This is a genomic window from Blautia sp. OF09-25XD (genome assembly GCF_003482095.1).
GTDB classification, from domain to species: domain Bacteria; phylum Bacillota; class Clostridia; order Lachnospirales; family Lachnospiraceae; genus Fusicatenibacter; species Fusicatenibacter saccharivorans.
The window spans coordinates 39,073-54,703 of record NZ_QUMG01000024.1; the positions used below are offsets into that span (position 1 = coordinate 39,073).

15 protein-coding genes and 1 pseudogene are annotated in these 15,631 nt (G+C 50.2%); 11 read left to right on the forward strand and 5 right to left on the reverse strand.

The window, feature by feature from the left end; all coding sequences use genetic code 11:
- Positions 1 to 65: 65 nt before the first annotated feature.
- The 4 genes and pseudogenes from DXA93_RS16215 to DXA93_RS16220 all read right to left on the reverse strand — a co-directional run bounded on the left by DXA93_RS16215 (position 66) and on the right by DXA93_RS16220 (position 3,011).
- On the reverse strand, positions 66 to 1,766 hold the full coding sequence (locus DXA93_RS16215) for an ABC-ATPase domain-containing protein (protein WP_117804876.1): 1,701 nt from the start codon (positions 1,764 to 1,766) through the stop codon (positions 66 to 68).
- Positions 1,750 to 1,875, reverse strand: coding sequence for a DUF6783 domain-containing protein (locus tag DXA93_RS21055; RefSeq protein ID WP_416822207.1), 126 nt, complete (start codon positions 1,873 to 1,875; stop codon positions 1,750 to 1,752). The genes DXA93_RS16215 and DXA93_RS21055 overlap by 17 nt, the downstream gene beginning before the upstream one ends.
- A 22-nt stretch (positions 1,876 to 1,897) precedes the next feature.
- Positions 1,898 to 1,987, reverse strand: a pseudogene (locus tag DXA93_RS21060) (DUF6783 domain-containing protein); the annotation flags it as partial.
- Between the two features lie 10 nt (positions 1,988 to 1,997).
- Positions 1,998 to 3,011 carry a LacI family DNA-binding transcriptional regulator gene (locus DXA93_RS16220; protein ID WP_022462682.1) on the reverse strand — a complete coding sequence of 338 codons (1,014 nt, stop codon included), beginning with the start codon at positions 3,009 to 3,011 and terminating at the stop codon, positions 1,998 to 2,000.
- Between the two features lie 351 nt (positions 3,012 to 3,362).
- On the opposite strand from DXA93_RS16220, the gene DXA93_RS16225 reads away from it, so the two are divergent.
- From DXA93_RS16225 to DXA93_RS16275, 11 genes are all read left to right on the forward strand, one after another.
- Positions 3,363 to 4,763, forward strand: a complete 1,401-nt coding sequence (locus tag DXA93_RS16225; protein ID WP_119208767.1) for an L-fucose/L-arabinose isomerase family protein — start codon at positions 3,363 to 3,365, stop codon at positions 4,761 to 4,763.
- Positions 4,764 to 4,768: 5 nt separating this feature from the next.
- Entirely contained in the window at positions 4,769 to 5,602 is an 834-nt protein-coding gene (locus DXA93_RS16230; RefSeq protein WP_117814522.1) for a transketolase, read from the forward strand.
- Positions 5,599 to 6,531, forward strand: coding sequence for a transketolase family protein (locus tag DXA93_RS16235; protein WP_119208769.1), 933 nt, complete (start codon positions 5,599 to 5,601; stop codon positions 6,529 to 6,531). Before DXA93_RS16230 ends, DXA93_RS16235 begins: the two co-directional genes overlap by 4 nt.
- 319 nt (positions 6,532 to 6,850) lie before the next feature.
- The gene (locus DXA93_RS16240; protein ID WP_119208771.1) at positions 6,851 to 8,338 is read left to right on the forward strand and encodes an FGGY-family carbohydrate kinase; all 1,488 of its coding nucleotides are present in this window, start codon (positions 6,851 to 6,853) and stop codon (positions 8,336 to 8,338) included.
- Between the two features lie 473 nt (positions 8,339 to 8,811).
- Positions 8,812 to 8,913 carry a DUF6783 domain-containing protein gene (locus DXA93_RS21065; protein ID WP_368249762.1) on the forward strand — a complete coding sequence of 34 codons (102 nt, stop codon included), beginning with the start codon at positions 8,812 to 8,814 and terminating at the stop codon, positions 8,911 to 8,913.
- Between the two features lie 81 nt (positions 8,914 to 8,994).
- Positions 8,995 to 9,714: a metallophosphoesterase gene (locus DXA93_RS16245; RefSeq protein ID WP_118594884.1), complete on the forward strand. Its 720-nt coding sequence runs from the start codon at positions 8,995 to 8,997 to the stop codon at positions 9,712 to 9,714.
- A gap of 195 nt (positions 9,715 to 9,909) precedes the next feature.
- On the forward strand, positions 9,910 to 10,566 hold the full coding sequence (locus tag DXA93_RS16255) for a metallophosphoesterase (RefSeq protein WP_117509785.1): 657 nt from the start codon (positions 9,910 to 9,912) through the stop codon (positions 10,564 to 10,566).
- Between the two features lie 18 nt (positions 10,567 to 10,584).
- The gene (locus tag DXA93_RS16260) at positions 10,585 to 11,367 is read left to right on the forward strand and encodes a metallophosphoesterase (RefSeq protein ID WP_119208772.1); all 783 of its coding nucleotides are present in this window, start codon (positions 10,585 to 10,587) and stop codon (positions 11,365 to 11,367) included.
- Positions 11,368 to 11,503: 136 nt separating this feature from the next.
- Positions 11,504 to 12,559, forward strand: coding sequence for an AAA family ATPase (locus DXA93_RS16265; protein WP_055220096.1), 1,056 nt, complete (start codon positions 11,504 to 11,506; stop codon positions 12,557 to 12,559).
- Positions 12,560 to 12,578: 19 nt separating this feature from the next.
- Positions 12,579 to 14,408 carry a DUF2201 family putative metallopeptidase gene (locus DXA93_RS16270; RefSeq protein WP_119208774.1) on the forward strand — a complete coding sequence of 610 codons (1,830 nt, stop codon included), beginning with the start codon at positions 12,579 to 12,581 and terminating at the stop codon, positions 14,406 to 14,408.
- A gap of 113 nt (positions 14,409 to 14,521) precedes the next feature.
- On the forward strand, positions 14,522 to 15,211 hold the full coding sequence (locus tag DXA93_RS16275) for a metallophosphoesterase family protein (protein ID WP_119208776.1): 690 nt from the start codon (positions 14,522 to 14,524) through the stop codon (positions 15,209 to 15,211).
- A gap of 112 nt (positions 15,212 to 15,323) precedes the next feature.
- On the opposite strand, the gene DXA93_RS16280 is transcribed toward DXA93_RS16275, so the two are convergent.
- Entirely contained in the window at positions 15,324 to 15,515 is a 192-nt protein-coding gene (locus DXA93_RS16280; protein ID WP_055220177.1) for a YlcI/YnfO family protein, read from the reverse strand.
- Between the last annotated feature and the right edge of the window lie 116 nt (positions 15,516 to 15,631).

The following is a 15,631-nucleotide window of genomic DNA, read 5'->3' on the forward strand; positions in this document are numbered from 1 at the left end:
TAGATTCTGAAAAGAACAAGGTTTGCCTGAAGATTTTTTATGGCTCTGAATTGTTACAAATTTTCTCAGAACCGCAGTTCCCTGCACCGGTTCAGGAATGCAAAGATTTCCTGCCGTCTTGGCCGTGCCAGGTCGCCTGGCCTTCCCGGGGCGAGAAGCGAAGAGAGGCCTTTTTCATCCATCTGTTTTTCCAGCAGATCCACTACCTGCACCAGTGTTTTCTTACCGTCCATCTTGTGCTCCGCTGCTTCTAAAAGAAGCGCAGCCAGCCCGTTCAGCTGTTCACTGTCCGTGAGCTGTTCCACGGCGCGCAGATCCGTCAGAGATTTGTTGATGAGGATGGATTCCCGTCCCATCACTTTGACTTTCGTGCGGTCACTTCCCGTCAGGCCTTTGCCCGGCTGCGGGCAGCGATGGAAGGCTGGAACGGAAAAAGGGCGTACGGAGGCAGTAAACGGCGGAAATTCCGCGGCTGTGGTTTTTGCGCGATCCGTAATGTCATAAGGAACGTATTCTTTCATCTGAATGACAGTGTCTGCCACGTGGAAGTAAGAACCGGAGCTTCCGGCAACGAGAATCGACGAGATGCCGAGCTTCTCATACAGATCCCGCACGCGGCTGATAAACGGTGTGATCGGTTCCTCGCTGTCGGCAACGACGCGCTGCATCAGCTCATCGCGCACCATAAAGTTGGTGGCGGACGTGTCCTCGTCGATCAGAAAGAGGCTCGTGCCGGATTCGATGCCCTCGATCACGTTGGCAGCCTGCGAGGTGCTTCCGCTGGCATCGGCGGTCGAGAATGAAGTCGTATCACTCTTTCCGGGAAGATTGTGGATGAAGAGGGAGATATCGACGTTGCTGATGCTTCTGGAGTCCTCGGAGCGGAGCTTTCCGGCGCTTGCATCGGTGATGACATATTCACGGCCGTCCCCGGCGATGTGGTTGTATACGCCGCGCTCAAGAGCCTGCAGAAGGGTAGATTTTCCGTGGAAGCCTCCGCCTACGATCAGTGTGACACCGAGTGGAATTCCCATGCCGGAAACAGGTCCGCGGTTTGGAAGATCGAGGGTAACGCGCAGGGATTCCGGTGAGGTAAACGGAACGGCGTGCTTCATCGGCAGATCGGAAACACCGGTCTCGCGCGGGAGAATGGAGCCGTCGGCGATGAAGGCAGTAAGCCCTTTTTCTTTTAATGCGGAACGGATCGCCTGCTGATCCTCACAGAGATAGGCGACATTGGCACATGCTTTTGGATCCAGAGCACGGTAGAACAGTGATTTTTCTACGCAGCCGGGAAGAAAGTCGAAAAGAATGCGGATCAGCTCCTGCGAGGCGATGGTGCGGCCGTTAGCCGGAAAGCCGATTTCCATGTTGACGATAAGACTGCCGTCGGAAGGATTCAGAACATAGGCAGTACGCTCAAGAATTTCCTGTCCGCAGCGGCTTATCCCCAGCAGACCACTTTTGCCGGAACCCTTTGCGCGGAACGAATACGGTGCGATGGCGCGCGCAAACTGGCGCAGCAGGTAATCCTGGAGGGCGACGCGCTTTTCATATGTGTCGTAGAGAAAAGCCGGAAACGCAGCGGTTTTGCCGCTGATATGAACGCTGACGCGCGATGGAGCGGCGAACGGATCGCCCTGCACGTGGTCGATGGAGAGTGTGTAGCGCGGAAACTGATAGGCACCGCGGGTAGATTTATAGGCGGGATAGCTTTTGTGATTGATACTGAATAAAAGCTGTTTCAGGTCATTTGCAGATTGCATGAAAAAAACTCCTTTCAAAATAAAAAAGGTGAGGCTGCCGTACAGAGCATGTCTGAAAATGGCTTTTCGCAAGCTGCGAGTTCCAGGTGGTGGGAGATTTTGTCCGAATGAGGGCGGATTAAACCCGCTACGGCAACCGAATGAGGGCAAAATCTCCCACAAAGTGGGGCTTGCAGCTTGCGGAAATGATTTTTCAGACACGCGCTGGACGACAGCCTCATCCAAAAAGCTTTAACGTCTGGAAACACTCTGGCGCTTCACCAGTTTGGTTGCCATGCACATTTTCAGACATTCGCGTTTCGGATCGGCCACGCGGTCAAGCAGGCGCTGGACGGCAGTGGCGCCAAGCTCGCGTTTTCTGACCTTCATGGTGGAAAGCGGCGGAACCATCATATCGCACATCGGAACGTCATCAAAGCCGATGATGGAGACATCCTCCGGGATGCGGTAGCCGTTTTCACGCAGTGCACGCATGGCGGCCGCCGCGATGATGTCATTATCGGCAAAGTAAGCATCCGCGATCGGCGCTTTCGACTCGAGAAGGCGCAGCATGTCGCGGTAGCCTTCGTCCGAGGTCGGGGAAACCGGGTGGACATATGGATGTGAGGTGCTGATACCGTTTGCACGGAGCGCTTTGTAGTAGCCGTCGGCGCGTTCGGAGAAGTTGCTGATGTCGAGGCTCGAGTGAAAGTAGCCCACGTTTTTGTGTCCGCACTGAATCAGATAATTCGTGGCGTTGAACGCCCCCTGGATGTTGTTGATCAGAACGCAGTCGTAATCGAGCTCATCGTAATAGCAGTCCACGACAACGATCGGAACAGAAAAATCGCGGAACTTGCGGAAATCGGACGGAGCCATTTCGGTTGCAAGAAGAAGAATGCCCTCACAGTCCACAGCGCGGAGTGCATCGAGCTGGCTGTCAATATCCATGGTCTCATAAAAATAGGAGATATGAAGCGCACAGCCCTGGCGGGTGCATTCGGTGGAGATTCCTTCGGTCAGCTGGGAGAAAAACGGCGTGTCGGCAGCAACCTTTCCGTGCTTCTTATAATTGACCAGCTGAATAATGCGGGAGGAAGCGCCGGAGGCTTCATTTTTTTTCGGCGCATAGCCATACTCGGCTGCAGTTTTTAAAACCAGCTCTCTTGTGGCATCACTGATGCCGGGTTTGTTATTGAAAACCATAGAAACCGTGGCAGGCGATACGTTGATCAGCTTTGCCAGTTCTTTCGCAGAAATATTCATAAGAGTTCAGCTCCTGTTCGATAAAATCAGCCCGCACGGTGCTTTCAGGCGTTTTGCGCATGCGGGGTGTTGAAATTTATTTCAGTATTTATTTGAAAAATATTAAACTTATGCATTGATTTTAATATGAATTAAAAAAGAAGTCAACTTCTGAACTGTAAAAAAATGAAATATGAAGAAATGCATAAAAACATCCATTCTTTTTTGTATAAATTACTAAAAAAGATTTAATAAAGCTGAATAGATGTTGACAAGTTCAAAAGAATTTAGTAATATAAGAGCCATAAAGAGCAGGGGAATTCAAGACATAATTTAGCGGAATTTAAAGAAAATTAAGTGGAGGAAATGAATATGAAATCAATTAAGATCGGATTTGCACCTACGAGAAGAAGCATTTTCAGTGCCCCGGATGCCGTAAAATACGCCAACCTGACGAGAGAGCATTTAAAAGAGCTCGGTGTTGAATTTGTCGACATCATAGATATCAACGAGGAGGGTCTGTTTTACGATGAGGCGGACCGTGAGAAAATCCAGGAGAAATTCCGCCGTGAAAACGTAAAGGGAATTTTCTTCCCGCACGGAAACTTCGGAACGGAATATGTCTGTGCAAGACTGGCAAAGGAAATGGAGCTTCCGGTACTCCTCTGGGGACCGCGCGATGAGAGACCGGATGAGAACGGTGTGCGTCTCCGCGACAGCCAGTGCGGCCTGTTCGCAACCGGAAAAGTGCTGCGCCGTTTTGGTGTTCCGTTCACCTATATGACGAACTGCCGTCTGACCGATCCGGAATTTGAGCGCGGCATCAAGGATTTCCTTGCTGTATGTAATGTGGTAGATACCTTCCGCCACACCAGAATCCTTCAGATCGGACCGCGTCCGTTCGATTTCTGGTCCACCATGTGCAATGAGGGCGAGCTGCTGGAAAAATTCAACATTCAGCTTTCCCCGATTCCGCTCCCGGAACTGACTGCGGAGATGAAAAAAGTAAAAGCAGAGGGCAGCGAGGTAGAAAAAGTTGTTGCATACTGCAATACCAATATGTGTGTAAAGATCAAACCGGAAGAACTGGAAAATGTAGCAGCTCTGAAGGTTGCGATGAAAAATCTGGCTGCAAAATATTCCTGCAATGCCATCGCGATCCAGTGCTGGAACGCGCTGCAGGGTGAGATCGGCATCATGCCGTGTGCGGCAAACTCCCTGCTGAACGAAGAGGGAATTCCGGTTGTCTGTGAGACCGATATCCATGGCGCCATCACCGCTCTGATGGTAGAGGCTGCCGGCAGAAACGACAAGAGAAGCTTCTTTGCTGACTGGACCGTACGCCACCCGGACAACGAGAACGGCGAGCTGCTGCAGCACTGCGGACCGTGGCCGATCTCTGTTGCACAGGAAAAACCGACGATCGGTTATCCTCTGGCATTCAGTCATCCGGGAGCTGTAGAGGCACAGGCAAAATTAGGCGAAATGACACTGGCGCGTTTCGACGGAGACAACGGAGAGTACTCCCTGCTGCTTGGAAATGCAAAAGGTGTCGAGGGACCTTACACGAAGGGAACCTACGTATGGGTTGAGGTACAGAACCTGAAACGCCTCGAGGCAAAAATCGTGGAAGGACCGTACATCCACCACTGTGTCGGTATCCACGAGAACGTTGTGCCGGTTCTGTATGAAGCATGCAAATACATCGGCATTGCCCCGGATTTATATGATCCGATCGAGGAAGATGTCAAAGCATATTTAAGAGGAGAATGAAAATCATGAGTGAATACAAGGAATTGAGTTGTCTGGCGTATGATCTGCGGAAGAAAGTAGTGGAAATGGTAGTTTCCGGCAAGGGCGGCCACATCGGCGGTGACATGAGTGTCATTGATGTGCTTGTAGCGCTGTATTTTAAAGAGATGAACATCAGCCCTAAGAACATGGACGACCCGGACCGCGACCGTTTTGTAATGAGTAAAGGTCATTCCGTTGAGGCATATTATGCAGTACTTGCGGCAAAGGGATTCTTCCCGATGGAAGAGGTCATCGAAAAATTCTCCAAATTCGGCAGCCCGTACATCGGCCATCCGAATAATAAACTGCCGGGCATCGAGATGAACTCCGGTTCTCTCGGCCACGGACTTCCGGTCTGCGTGGGAATGGCGCTGGCAGGAAAAATGGATAAAAAAGATTACCGTGTTTACACCGTTATGGGTGACGGCGAGCTGGCAGAAGGATCTATCTGGGAGGGCGCAATGTCCGCAGGAAACTACAAGCTGGACAACCTCTGTGCGATCGTAGACCGCAACCGTCTGCAGATCTCCGGAAATACCGAGGATGTCATGAAACAGGACAGCCAGGAGGAGAGATGGGCAGCGTTCGGATGGAATGTTCTTTCCGTACCGGGCAACGATATGGACGCGCTCGTTCATGCGTTTGAGCTGGCGAAACACTGCAAGGGAAAACCGACGGTTATTATTGCAAATACAACGAAGGGCTGTGGTTCTTCTGTGATGGAAAATAAGGCGGAGTGGCATCATAAAGTGCCGACACCGGAGGAAGTAGAACAGATCATGAAGGATCTGGATGAGAGAAAGGAGGCATTGTCATGAATAAGATTCCAAACAGACAGGCCATTTGCGAGGTTTTAATGAAACATGCCAAGACGGATAAAGATATCGTGGTGCTCTGCAGCGATTCCAGGGGAAGTGCTTCCCTAACACCGTTTGCAAATGCGTATCCGGAGCAGTTTGTGGAGATGGGTATCGCGGAGCAGGATCTGGTCAGCGTTTCTGCCGGTCTTGCAAAATGCGGCAAGAAAGCATTTGCGGCATCTCCGGCGTGCTTCCTTTCTACAAGAAGCTATGAGCAGGCGAAAATTGACTGTGCATACTCCAACACCAATGTAAAGCTGATCGGCATCAGCGGCGGTGTGAGCTACGGTGCACTCGGCATGAGCCATCATTCTGCACAGGACATCGCAGCAATGGCAGCTATTCCGAACATGCGCGTTTATCTGCCGAGCGACCGCTTCCAGACAGCAAAACTGGTTGAGGCGCTCCTTACCGATGAAAAACCGGCTTATATCCGAGTGGGAAGAAATGCCGTTGCGGATATTTACAGCGAAGAAAATACCCCGTTTGAGATGGATAGGGCAACGGCTCTCTCGGAAGGCACCGATGTTTTACTGGTAGCCTGCGGTGAGATGGTCCGCCCGGCGCTCGATGCGGCTGCTATGCTGAAAGAAGAGGGAATCAGCGCAGGACTGCTCGATATGTACTGTGTGAAACCGCTGGACAAAGAGGGCCTGGTAGAAGCTGCAAAGAAGGCAAAAGTTGTCATTTCGATCGAAGAGCACGCTCCATTCGGCGGTCTTGGATCGATGGTGAGTCAGGTGGTCGGTGCGGAATGCCCGCGCAAAGTCATTCCTATGTCTCTGCCGGATGCGCCGGTGATTACGGGAACTTCCAAAGAAGTATTTGACTATTATGGATTGAATGCCGAGGGCATTGCAAAAAAAGCGAAAGAATTACTGGCTTAATCAGAAATGGAATCAGCGGTGAATGTGATAGCCCGCAGGGAACTGTAAACTGCCGCAGGTCTGCGTATGCCATGTTCCTGCGTGCCCGGGCGGAAGAAAATCCGGGAACGCAGGAACTTTTTCTATATAATCAGGAATAAATCGTTCTGCGGAAGATGTTGGAATGTGTGGTAATCGCCAAAGATCTTGCCTATAGGGGCAGGGTGAATGCTGCGACAATAGAAAATGACGCATGGTGTGTTGAAAAACAGGGTGCATTCAGCGTTATTCGAGATGGGAATCTGGATATTTATAAAATTTTAGGAATGGAGCTGAAAAAATGGAGAAAAGGTATATCATCGGAATTGACCAGAGCACGCAGGGAACGAAAGCGCTGCTCTTTGATGGGGAGGGACATTTACTCCGCCGTACCGACCTGCCGCATCGGCAGATCGTCAATGAAAAGGGATGGGTGTCCCATGATCTGAATGAGATTTACCGAAATACAGTACAGACGGTAAAAACGCTGGTGACAGAGTCCGGTGTTGCACCGGAAACAATCGCCGGAATCGGCATCAGCAATCAGCGTGAGACGACGGCGATCTGGGATAAGGCGACCGGGGAACCACTGGAAGAGGCCATTGTATGGCAGTGCGGACGCGCAAGCGGGATTACGCAGGAGATTGCGGAGCAGGGGCACGCAGAGGAGATCCGCGAGGCGACGGGTCTGCAGCTTTCGGCTTATTTTCCTGCTGCAAAGATGGCGTGGCTGCTTCGAAACGGCGGAGAAGAAAGACAGAAACGTGCTGCAGACGGGGAGCTCTGCCTTGGCACCATCGACAGCTGGCTGGTTTACAAGCTGACGGGAGATCATGCATTTAAGACGGATTTTTCAAATGCGTCGAGAACGCAGTTGTTTAATCTGAAAACACTGGCGTGGGATGAGAAGATCTGCGAGATGTTCGGGATTCCGGCTTGTGCGCTGGCCAGGGTGTGCGATTCCGATGCGGTGTATGGAACCACGACGATGGAAGGATTGTTTTCCGAGCCGGTTCCGATCTGTGGTGTATTAGGCGACTCTCATGCGGCTCTGTTCGGACAGGGCTGTTTAAAACCGGGCATGATCAAGGCGACGTACGGAACGGGTTCTTCGCTGATGATGAACATTGGAGACAAGCCGATTAAAAGCAGTCACGGCGTTGTGACTTCGCTTGCGTGGGGAAGAGGCGGCAAGGTGGACTATGTGCTGGAAGGCAACCTGAACTACACCGGAGCTGTGATTACCTGGCTGAAGGATGACCTGAAGCTGATTTCTTCGGCAAAAGAGACGGAAGGACTGGCAAGGGAGGCAAATCCGGCAGACCGCACGTATCTGGTTCCGGCGTTTACCGGGCTTGGCGCGCCGTACTGGGATGAGAAAGCAACGGCATCGATCAGCGGAATTACCCGCACCACAGGAAAAGCCGAGGTGGTAAAAGCGGCTCTCGACTGTATCGCCTACCAGATCACCGACCTTGCCCGTGCGATGGAGCAGGATACCGGCATGCGGATCGAGGAACTCCGTGTAGACGGCGGCCCGACACGAAACGGATATCTGATGCAGTTCCAGAGCGATATTACGAATAAACGCGTAAATATTCCGGACGCGGAGGAGCTTTCCGGGATTGGAGCGGCTTATATGGCGGGTATTTCGGCAGGTGTGTATGATCTGGAGAAGCTCGCGGGAAATATGAAACGAAGTGTGTATGAACCGAAGATGGACGATGAAATCCGGGAGAAAAAATATGCCGGATGGAAAGCGGCGGTCGACGGGGTATTAAGTAAATAGGGGACGGACGGTGTAAAAGGCCTCCCGCCCACAGAGCACAAGTCCCCGGACAGGCACTGTTTCGGAGGGCAAGAGGCTCTGTGCGGCGGGAGATTTTTTGCGCCTGACGGTGGGATGACGAAGGGGGGACGCGGGCATTACTGTACACTCGGCAAATACGCGTTTATGATAAGAAAACGAAGACGCATACGTGCGTGATTGAGAAATTTGAAAAATAAAATAATCTACAAACAAAAAGGAACGATTTGGATAGAACGTTCCTTTTTTGCATATAGAGAATAAATTGTACAGAAATAAAAGGCGCTGTATAAACAGCGCGTAATGCTGATAGAATGCGAGAAAACAGCAAGAAAAAGAGGATTAAACTTGTAGTTCAATGAAGAAAAAAATAGATGTGGTATAGTATCAAGAAAAAGGGATTTCGCATGAAGGAAAGTTCAATAGAAGATGTATTAGAGCGTGTCTGAAAAATCATTTCCACAAACTGGGACTCGCAGCTTGCGAAAAGCCTTTTTCAGACACGCTCTAGAGTGTACATTATGCAAAAAAAGGAGGGACAAGAGTTTGTCCGGTAAAAAACAGGAAGTATGGTAAGATAAGCTGGTAATGGAGAACGTATGCAGATTCGTATGGATGAAAAAGGGAGGATTCTGTTTATGGCTACTTACGTTATTTCTGATATTCACGGTGAGTATGAGAGATTTATGGAGCTGCTGGAAGAAATTGAATTGAAAGATACAGATACACTCTATGTTCTTGGTGATGTTTTAGACCGGGGTGAGCATCCGATTAAGGTGATATTGAAACTGATGGAAATGCCGAATGCGTTCTGTATCGTGGGGAACCATGAGGTGATGGCGCTGGAATGTCTGCGGTTTCTCTGTCAGGAAATCACAGATCTTGCCATCGAGGAAGTGGATGCTGAACTGCTGGACAATCTGGTTCTCTGGAAGTATAACGGCGGTGATGCTACGATCCGGGAATTTCGGGCGCTGGATTCGGAGATGCGGGAGGAAGTACTGAATTTTCTGGAGGATTTCAGTCTGTATGAGGAGCTTACAGTGGGAGAAAAACAGTATCTGCTGGTGCATGGAGGGCTGGGTGGATTCACACCGGAAAAGAGGATCGAGGAATATTCCCTGCACGATCTTGTATGGGCCAGACCAGATTATCAGAAGGAATACTTTGCGGATACAAATCTGGTAACAGGACATACACCGACGCAGACGATTCCGGAAAATGATAATCCCGGGTATATTTATAAAAAATATCACCACATTGCGATCGACTGCGGCGCATGCTTCCCGGGAGGGCGGCTGGCGGCAATCTGTCTGGAAACGGGGGAAGAGTTTTACAGTTCGGACAACAATGGGTGAACGATTTTAGACGTTCCATGATGCCAGTATCAGAAGACCGGGATTCGGAACCAGCAGAACAAGCGGGAAGATTTTTGAAACAGGACATGCCAAAACACAAGCAGGAAAGCCGTTTTGGGAAAAATGAGCGGATAACAAAAGCTTTGAAGATTGCAGGAGCTGACACGAAAGCTGCGAAAGAAAAGGAGATTTTGGATGCACTATATTATTACCGATATACATAACGACAGCTGGCGGTTCATGAAATTGCTGGAAAAAATTGATCTCAAAGAGGACGACCACCTGTATCTGCTTGGTGATTTGTTTGACCGCTGCATGGATCATCCAGACCCGGCGGGCGTGTATTTTCAGGTATTGAAGCTGGGGAAAAAATGTACTGTGATCCGCGGCAACCACGATCATTGGCTTGCCAATTACATTTTCCACTATTACGGGATGGATGAGAGAGACCGCGCCCTCCTGCAGCCGTATCCGTACAATTCCTTCCATCTTTTACAGGAACGCCTGACGGAAGTTGATTTAAAGCAGCTCGCAGAGCGCATCCTTTCCTGGCCGGTACAGGTGGAAATCGAGGTAGATGGTCAGCCGTATCTGCTTGCCCATGCCTGTACGGCAGAACCGGGGAAATGGAAACTGGACAACTATTATCTGATGGGGGATTTGTGGTACAAGGTTTTTCTTCATGAGGGAGTGCATGGATATATTTCCGTCTGCGGCCATCAGAACATGGGAAATGGATCCATCTGGAAGAATAAAAAAGAAAACGTCTATCTGTGTGACTGCGGCTGCGGCTTTGAGAATGGAAGACTGGGATGCCTTTGCCTGGAAACGAAGGAAACTTTCTACGTATAAACAAACAGAGGAAAAGCAATGAAGCGATATATGATGTCGGATATTCACGGATTTCTGGAGGCATTCGAGGCAGCTCTGAAAAAAACAGATCTTTCGGGGAAAAACCAGCTGATTCTGTTGGGCGATTACATAGATTATGGGCCAGATGGCCGGGCGGTGCTGGAAAAAGTCAGGGCATTGCAGGAAAAATATGGTTCGGAAAAAGTCATTGCCCTGATGGGAAATCATGAAAAAGCACTGCTGGACTGGCTGGAAGAATATGCGGATGTCAACCGGCATATCGGCAGTGTGGAGCGATATCGCAGCCGGGAATGGCTGGCATCGGATGCAGATGGAGACTATGAAACGCTGCACAGCTTTCTGAAAGAAGAACATTTTCAAGAGTTTCTGGAAAAAGAAGCACACCTCTCAGAGGATTCCAGAAATGCAGAAGCAGTACGGCTGATGCTCGAAGATGCGGGGGATCTGATCACCTGGATGCGTCATTTTCCTTACTTTTATGAAACAGAACGCCAGATTCTGGTGCACGCCGGAATTGCCGAATGGGGCGGTAAAGACTGGCTGTGCGTGACCAGCAGGGAGCTGATGGTGGGGAAAAGAACGGTAAGCCGCGGAGCATTCTATAAGGATGTGATTGCAGGCCACATTTCCACGGCAAAAATCAGCGGAAACAGGACATATGACGGTATCTGGCACGACGGTCAGAGCCACTATTATCTCGATGGAACCACCTGGCGGAGCGGAAAAATTCCGGTGCTGGAATATGACAGTGAAACTGGAAAATACAGAGAAATATGGTGAGACACGTTGTAATGCAGCACAGTAAGATCACGGCAGGGCAGAAAAAGTGATTTAGTCAAATTAAGCAAGTGGTAAAGTGGATTGCGAATATCCGCTTTGAAAAGACACAGGATCGAAACAGAAGGGAGTACATCAGATGCATTTACCAATCAGTGTAACACAGGATGAATTATTAGAAGTATTGCTTCAGGTTGCGCCGGTGCGGCCGGTTTTTATCTGGGGTGCGCCCGGCATCGGAAAATCCGCGTTAGTGGAAAAATTCGCAGACGAAGTCGGCCTGCCGTGTGTGTCGCTCCTTGGAAGCCAGCTCGCGCCGGAGGACATTATCGGCATTCCGCAGATCCGGGGCGAGACATCGGAATTCCTTCCGCCGAAGATGATCGCCAGAAAAGAGCCGTATGTCCTGTTTCTGGACGAACTCAACGCCTGTACGCAGGAAGTGCAGAAAGCCTTCTATTCCCTGATCCATGAGCGGCGGATCGGAGAATACCATCTTCCGGAGGGAAGCATTGTGATCGGAGCAGGAAACCGTGCTGAGGACAGCGCGATCGTAAAAACGATGTCGTCCGCCCTTTTAAACCGTATGTTCCATGTGCAGCTGAAAGCGGATGTGGGACAGTGGATCAAGTGGGCGCAGGCAGAAGGACTCCATCCGTGGGTCATTGACTATATCATCCAGCGGCCGGATCACCTCTTTTCCGAACCGCCGAAAACCGAAGAACCGTTTTCCACCCCGCGTTCCTGGCACATGCTGAGCGATGCGTTGAAGGAATACCGGGCCGGGGAGCAGGATATTTCGCAGGAAACATTAAAAATGATGGCGTACGCCTGCCTCTTGGAACAGCATGCGGGGATGTTTCTTGCTTACACAAAAACACTGCGCAACACACATCTCCTGGATGACATTATCGCGCAGAAAGCAAAATGGCCGGACAAGCCGGAAAACCGGGATGTGCTGTACTTTCTCGCACAGTCCTTCCGCGCCAGACTGCTTGCAGAACTGCCGAAAAGCAAACAGGGAATTTCCGGCGGCATGCTTTCCTTTGCGTACCGCGCCAAGGGCATGATCAAAGAACTCGCAGTCATCAATTTCGAAATCGCCCAGATGACCGTCGCAGCTGATGGAGCGGAGGCACTGCCGGACTGGTTTATGATGGAAATCATCCGTGATCTGCCGCGGCTCGTCGGATGAAAAAAGGAAGGAGAAAAGGATGCCATACGTTCGAAGCCGGTATTACCGCGAAGAAGAAAAGCCGGCCGGGTACCGCAGAGTGGAGGCCGGCTTTGGTTTGCTGGAAAAAAATACACTGTTCCATCAACTGGATGGGTACATCACTGCAAAGCCCTCCCATCTGAATGCAAAAGGAAGTCTGGCCTGTGTTATGAAAGATGGAAATATCTACGTCAACATGCGGGCGAACCTGTCGCCGGAACAATGGTGCTATGTGATGGCACACAACCTTCTGCACCTGGCGTTCGGCCACTTTGACAAAGCGAGCATCCCTTCCGACTGCGAATTTGTCCCGGCACTCTGGAACAAAGCCTGTGATATCTACATCACCAGATTCCTTTATGACATCCGCCTCGGCGAGCCGATCTGCGCAGATCCGGCGGAAGCATATCCGATCAAACTGAACAGCGAGCAGAAAATTTATGAATATCTGTTGAAGCACCAGGATAATGGTGCGCAGATCTGTGGGACAAACTCTGAAAAATTAAAGGATATGATCGGGGTAGAGCGGCCGATCGTTTATAAAAAGGGAGAAAGAAATGCATATGCTGAAAAATTTTCCTATGCAGTCACTCATTCCATCAAATCTGCACTCTGCGATGCGGGAGGATACGATCTTAAAACGAAAAAGAATACCGTCATTTCCAGAGCAGCAGAATGGTTCCTGTCCCATTATCCGCTGCTTGGAGGTCTTGCGGCTGCATTTAAAATTGTGGAGGACATTGAAATGTGCCATCGGTATGAAATCCATATTGCAGCGGTTGACGCAGAGCAGGGAATCATTTATGCCAATCCGTCGTGCGGATTTTCGGAGGAAGAGTGGATTTTTGTTCTCGCGCATGAATATCTCCATGCCGGACTGCAGCACCAGAAACGGTGCAATGGGCGTGACTTCTTTTTGTGGAACATCGCCTGCGACTACGTCATCAACGACTGGCTGCACGAAATGGAGATCGGCAGAATGCCGCCGGATGGGCTGTTGTATGATGAAACACTTCACAACAAATCGGCAGAAAGTATCTATGATCTGATCGTGAAAGAGATCCGGAAGTACAAAAAACTAAACACCTTCCGGGGCTTTGGCAGAGGTGATATGTTTAACGGAAACAGACCGCATTTTACTGGAAGAGAAAACGGGGTCAGCCTGGATGAACTGTTGAAAAACGCACTGCGGGAGGGATTGGATTACCATCAGGAGCACAATCGTGGTTTCCTGCCGGCCGGGCTGGTGCAGGAAATCAGGGCGCTTGCGATGCCGGTCATTCCCTGGGATGCCGCGCTGGCGAAGTGGTTTGATGTACAGTTTCCACCGCTGGAAAAACACCGCACCTATGCGCGGCCGAGCAGACGGCAGGGTGCCACGCCGGATATTCCAAGGCCAGGATATGCGTATTACGAGCAGGATCTGGAGAGCCGGACCTTCGGTGTGGTCGTGGACACGTCCGGTTCCATGAGTGCAAAACAGATCGGTATGGCACTCGGCTCCATCGCCAGCTATGCCGCAGCGAAAGATGTTCCGTTCGTGAGAATCATTTTCTGCGATGCCAAAGCGACGGATGCGGGATATCTGGCACCGGAAGATATTGCCGGCCGGGTAAAAGTCACGGGACGAGGAGGAACCATACTGCAGCCGGGCGTGGATTGTCTGGAACAGGCGAACGATTTTCCAAAGGACGGGCCGATTCTGATTATTACGGACGGGGAGATTGAGAATGACCTGAAGGTAAGACGAGAGCATGCATTTCTGCTTCCGAGAGGAAACCGGCTGCCGTTCCGGGCACGGGGAGAAGTGTTTTATTTTCGGGAATAGTGCGGCGTAGTCTGTGCCTCTGCAAGAAACGATAGCAGCGGACAGAATTTGCGGATGATGTTTTGCGATACTTTAGAGAACAGAAACAGAGAACACGAGAGGAGACGCTGAGAATGAGCATTGTCATTACAGGCGATACCCATGGCACCTTTGATATTGGAAAAGTTGTACGCTATTTTAACGAGCATGAAGACGAGTACACCCGGGATGACTATCTGATCATCTGCGGAGATGTCGGCATCTGCGGCTTTTCTGCAGCATACGAAGCGAATACGAGAGCCGTTTTCCGAAGTCTGCCGGTGACGACACTGTTTATCGACGGAAATCATGAGAACTTCGAACAGCTGAACTCCTACGCTGTGGAGCAGTGGAACGGCGGAAAGGTGCATATCATTGCGGACAATATGATCCATCTGATGCGCGGCCAGATCTTTACGATTGACGGGCTGAAATTCTTTACCTTCGGAGGTGCTTACAGCATCGACAAAATGTCCCGCGCGGAGGGAATTTCGTGGTTCCCGGAAGAAATTCCGTCACGGGAAGAGTACGAAGAAGGATGGAAAAATCTGGAAAAAGAAGATTTCCAGGTGGACTACATACTGACCCACACCGCCCCAAGAGATGTGGCCGCGGCAATGGGGTATGGAGAGCTGTCTGACGATGAGGTGGAACTCCGCCAGTACCTGCAGCGCGTGGCGGATGAGACAGAGTTTCAGAAATGGTATTTCGGACACTTTCATGAAGATGCGGAAGTGGAAGAGGTGTTTGTGTGTCTGTATGATGAGGTTGTGGAGTTGAGTTAGGACAGGATCTTGTCCTGAAAAAAATAAGAAGCATGGTAAGATAAAATAGAAGCAGAGAACAGCCAGAAAATGCACATCGAACCATAAAAATCTGCTTTGAAAAAAATAAAAGTTAATTGTGTTCTTCTGACGGGGCGTCCATGTGATCCAGCGCATACTCACACGCCTGAATCACAAAACTGGAAAAGGTAATGTCCTGGTCAGAATCGGAAATTGCCTGTTCGATCTGATCGATCAGGTGAATGGGGAAACGGATGGTTTTGTTTTCCGTTTCCTTGCGGTTGCCTTTTAACTGAAATGCCATATCAAACTCCATTCTGCTGCCGGAGAATATAAGAACGGAGCATGCTTCCGGATCTTATGTGGAAACTACGGGCAGCATAAAACATAACAAAGGTGTTTCAAAAAAAGTTCGACAAA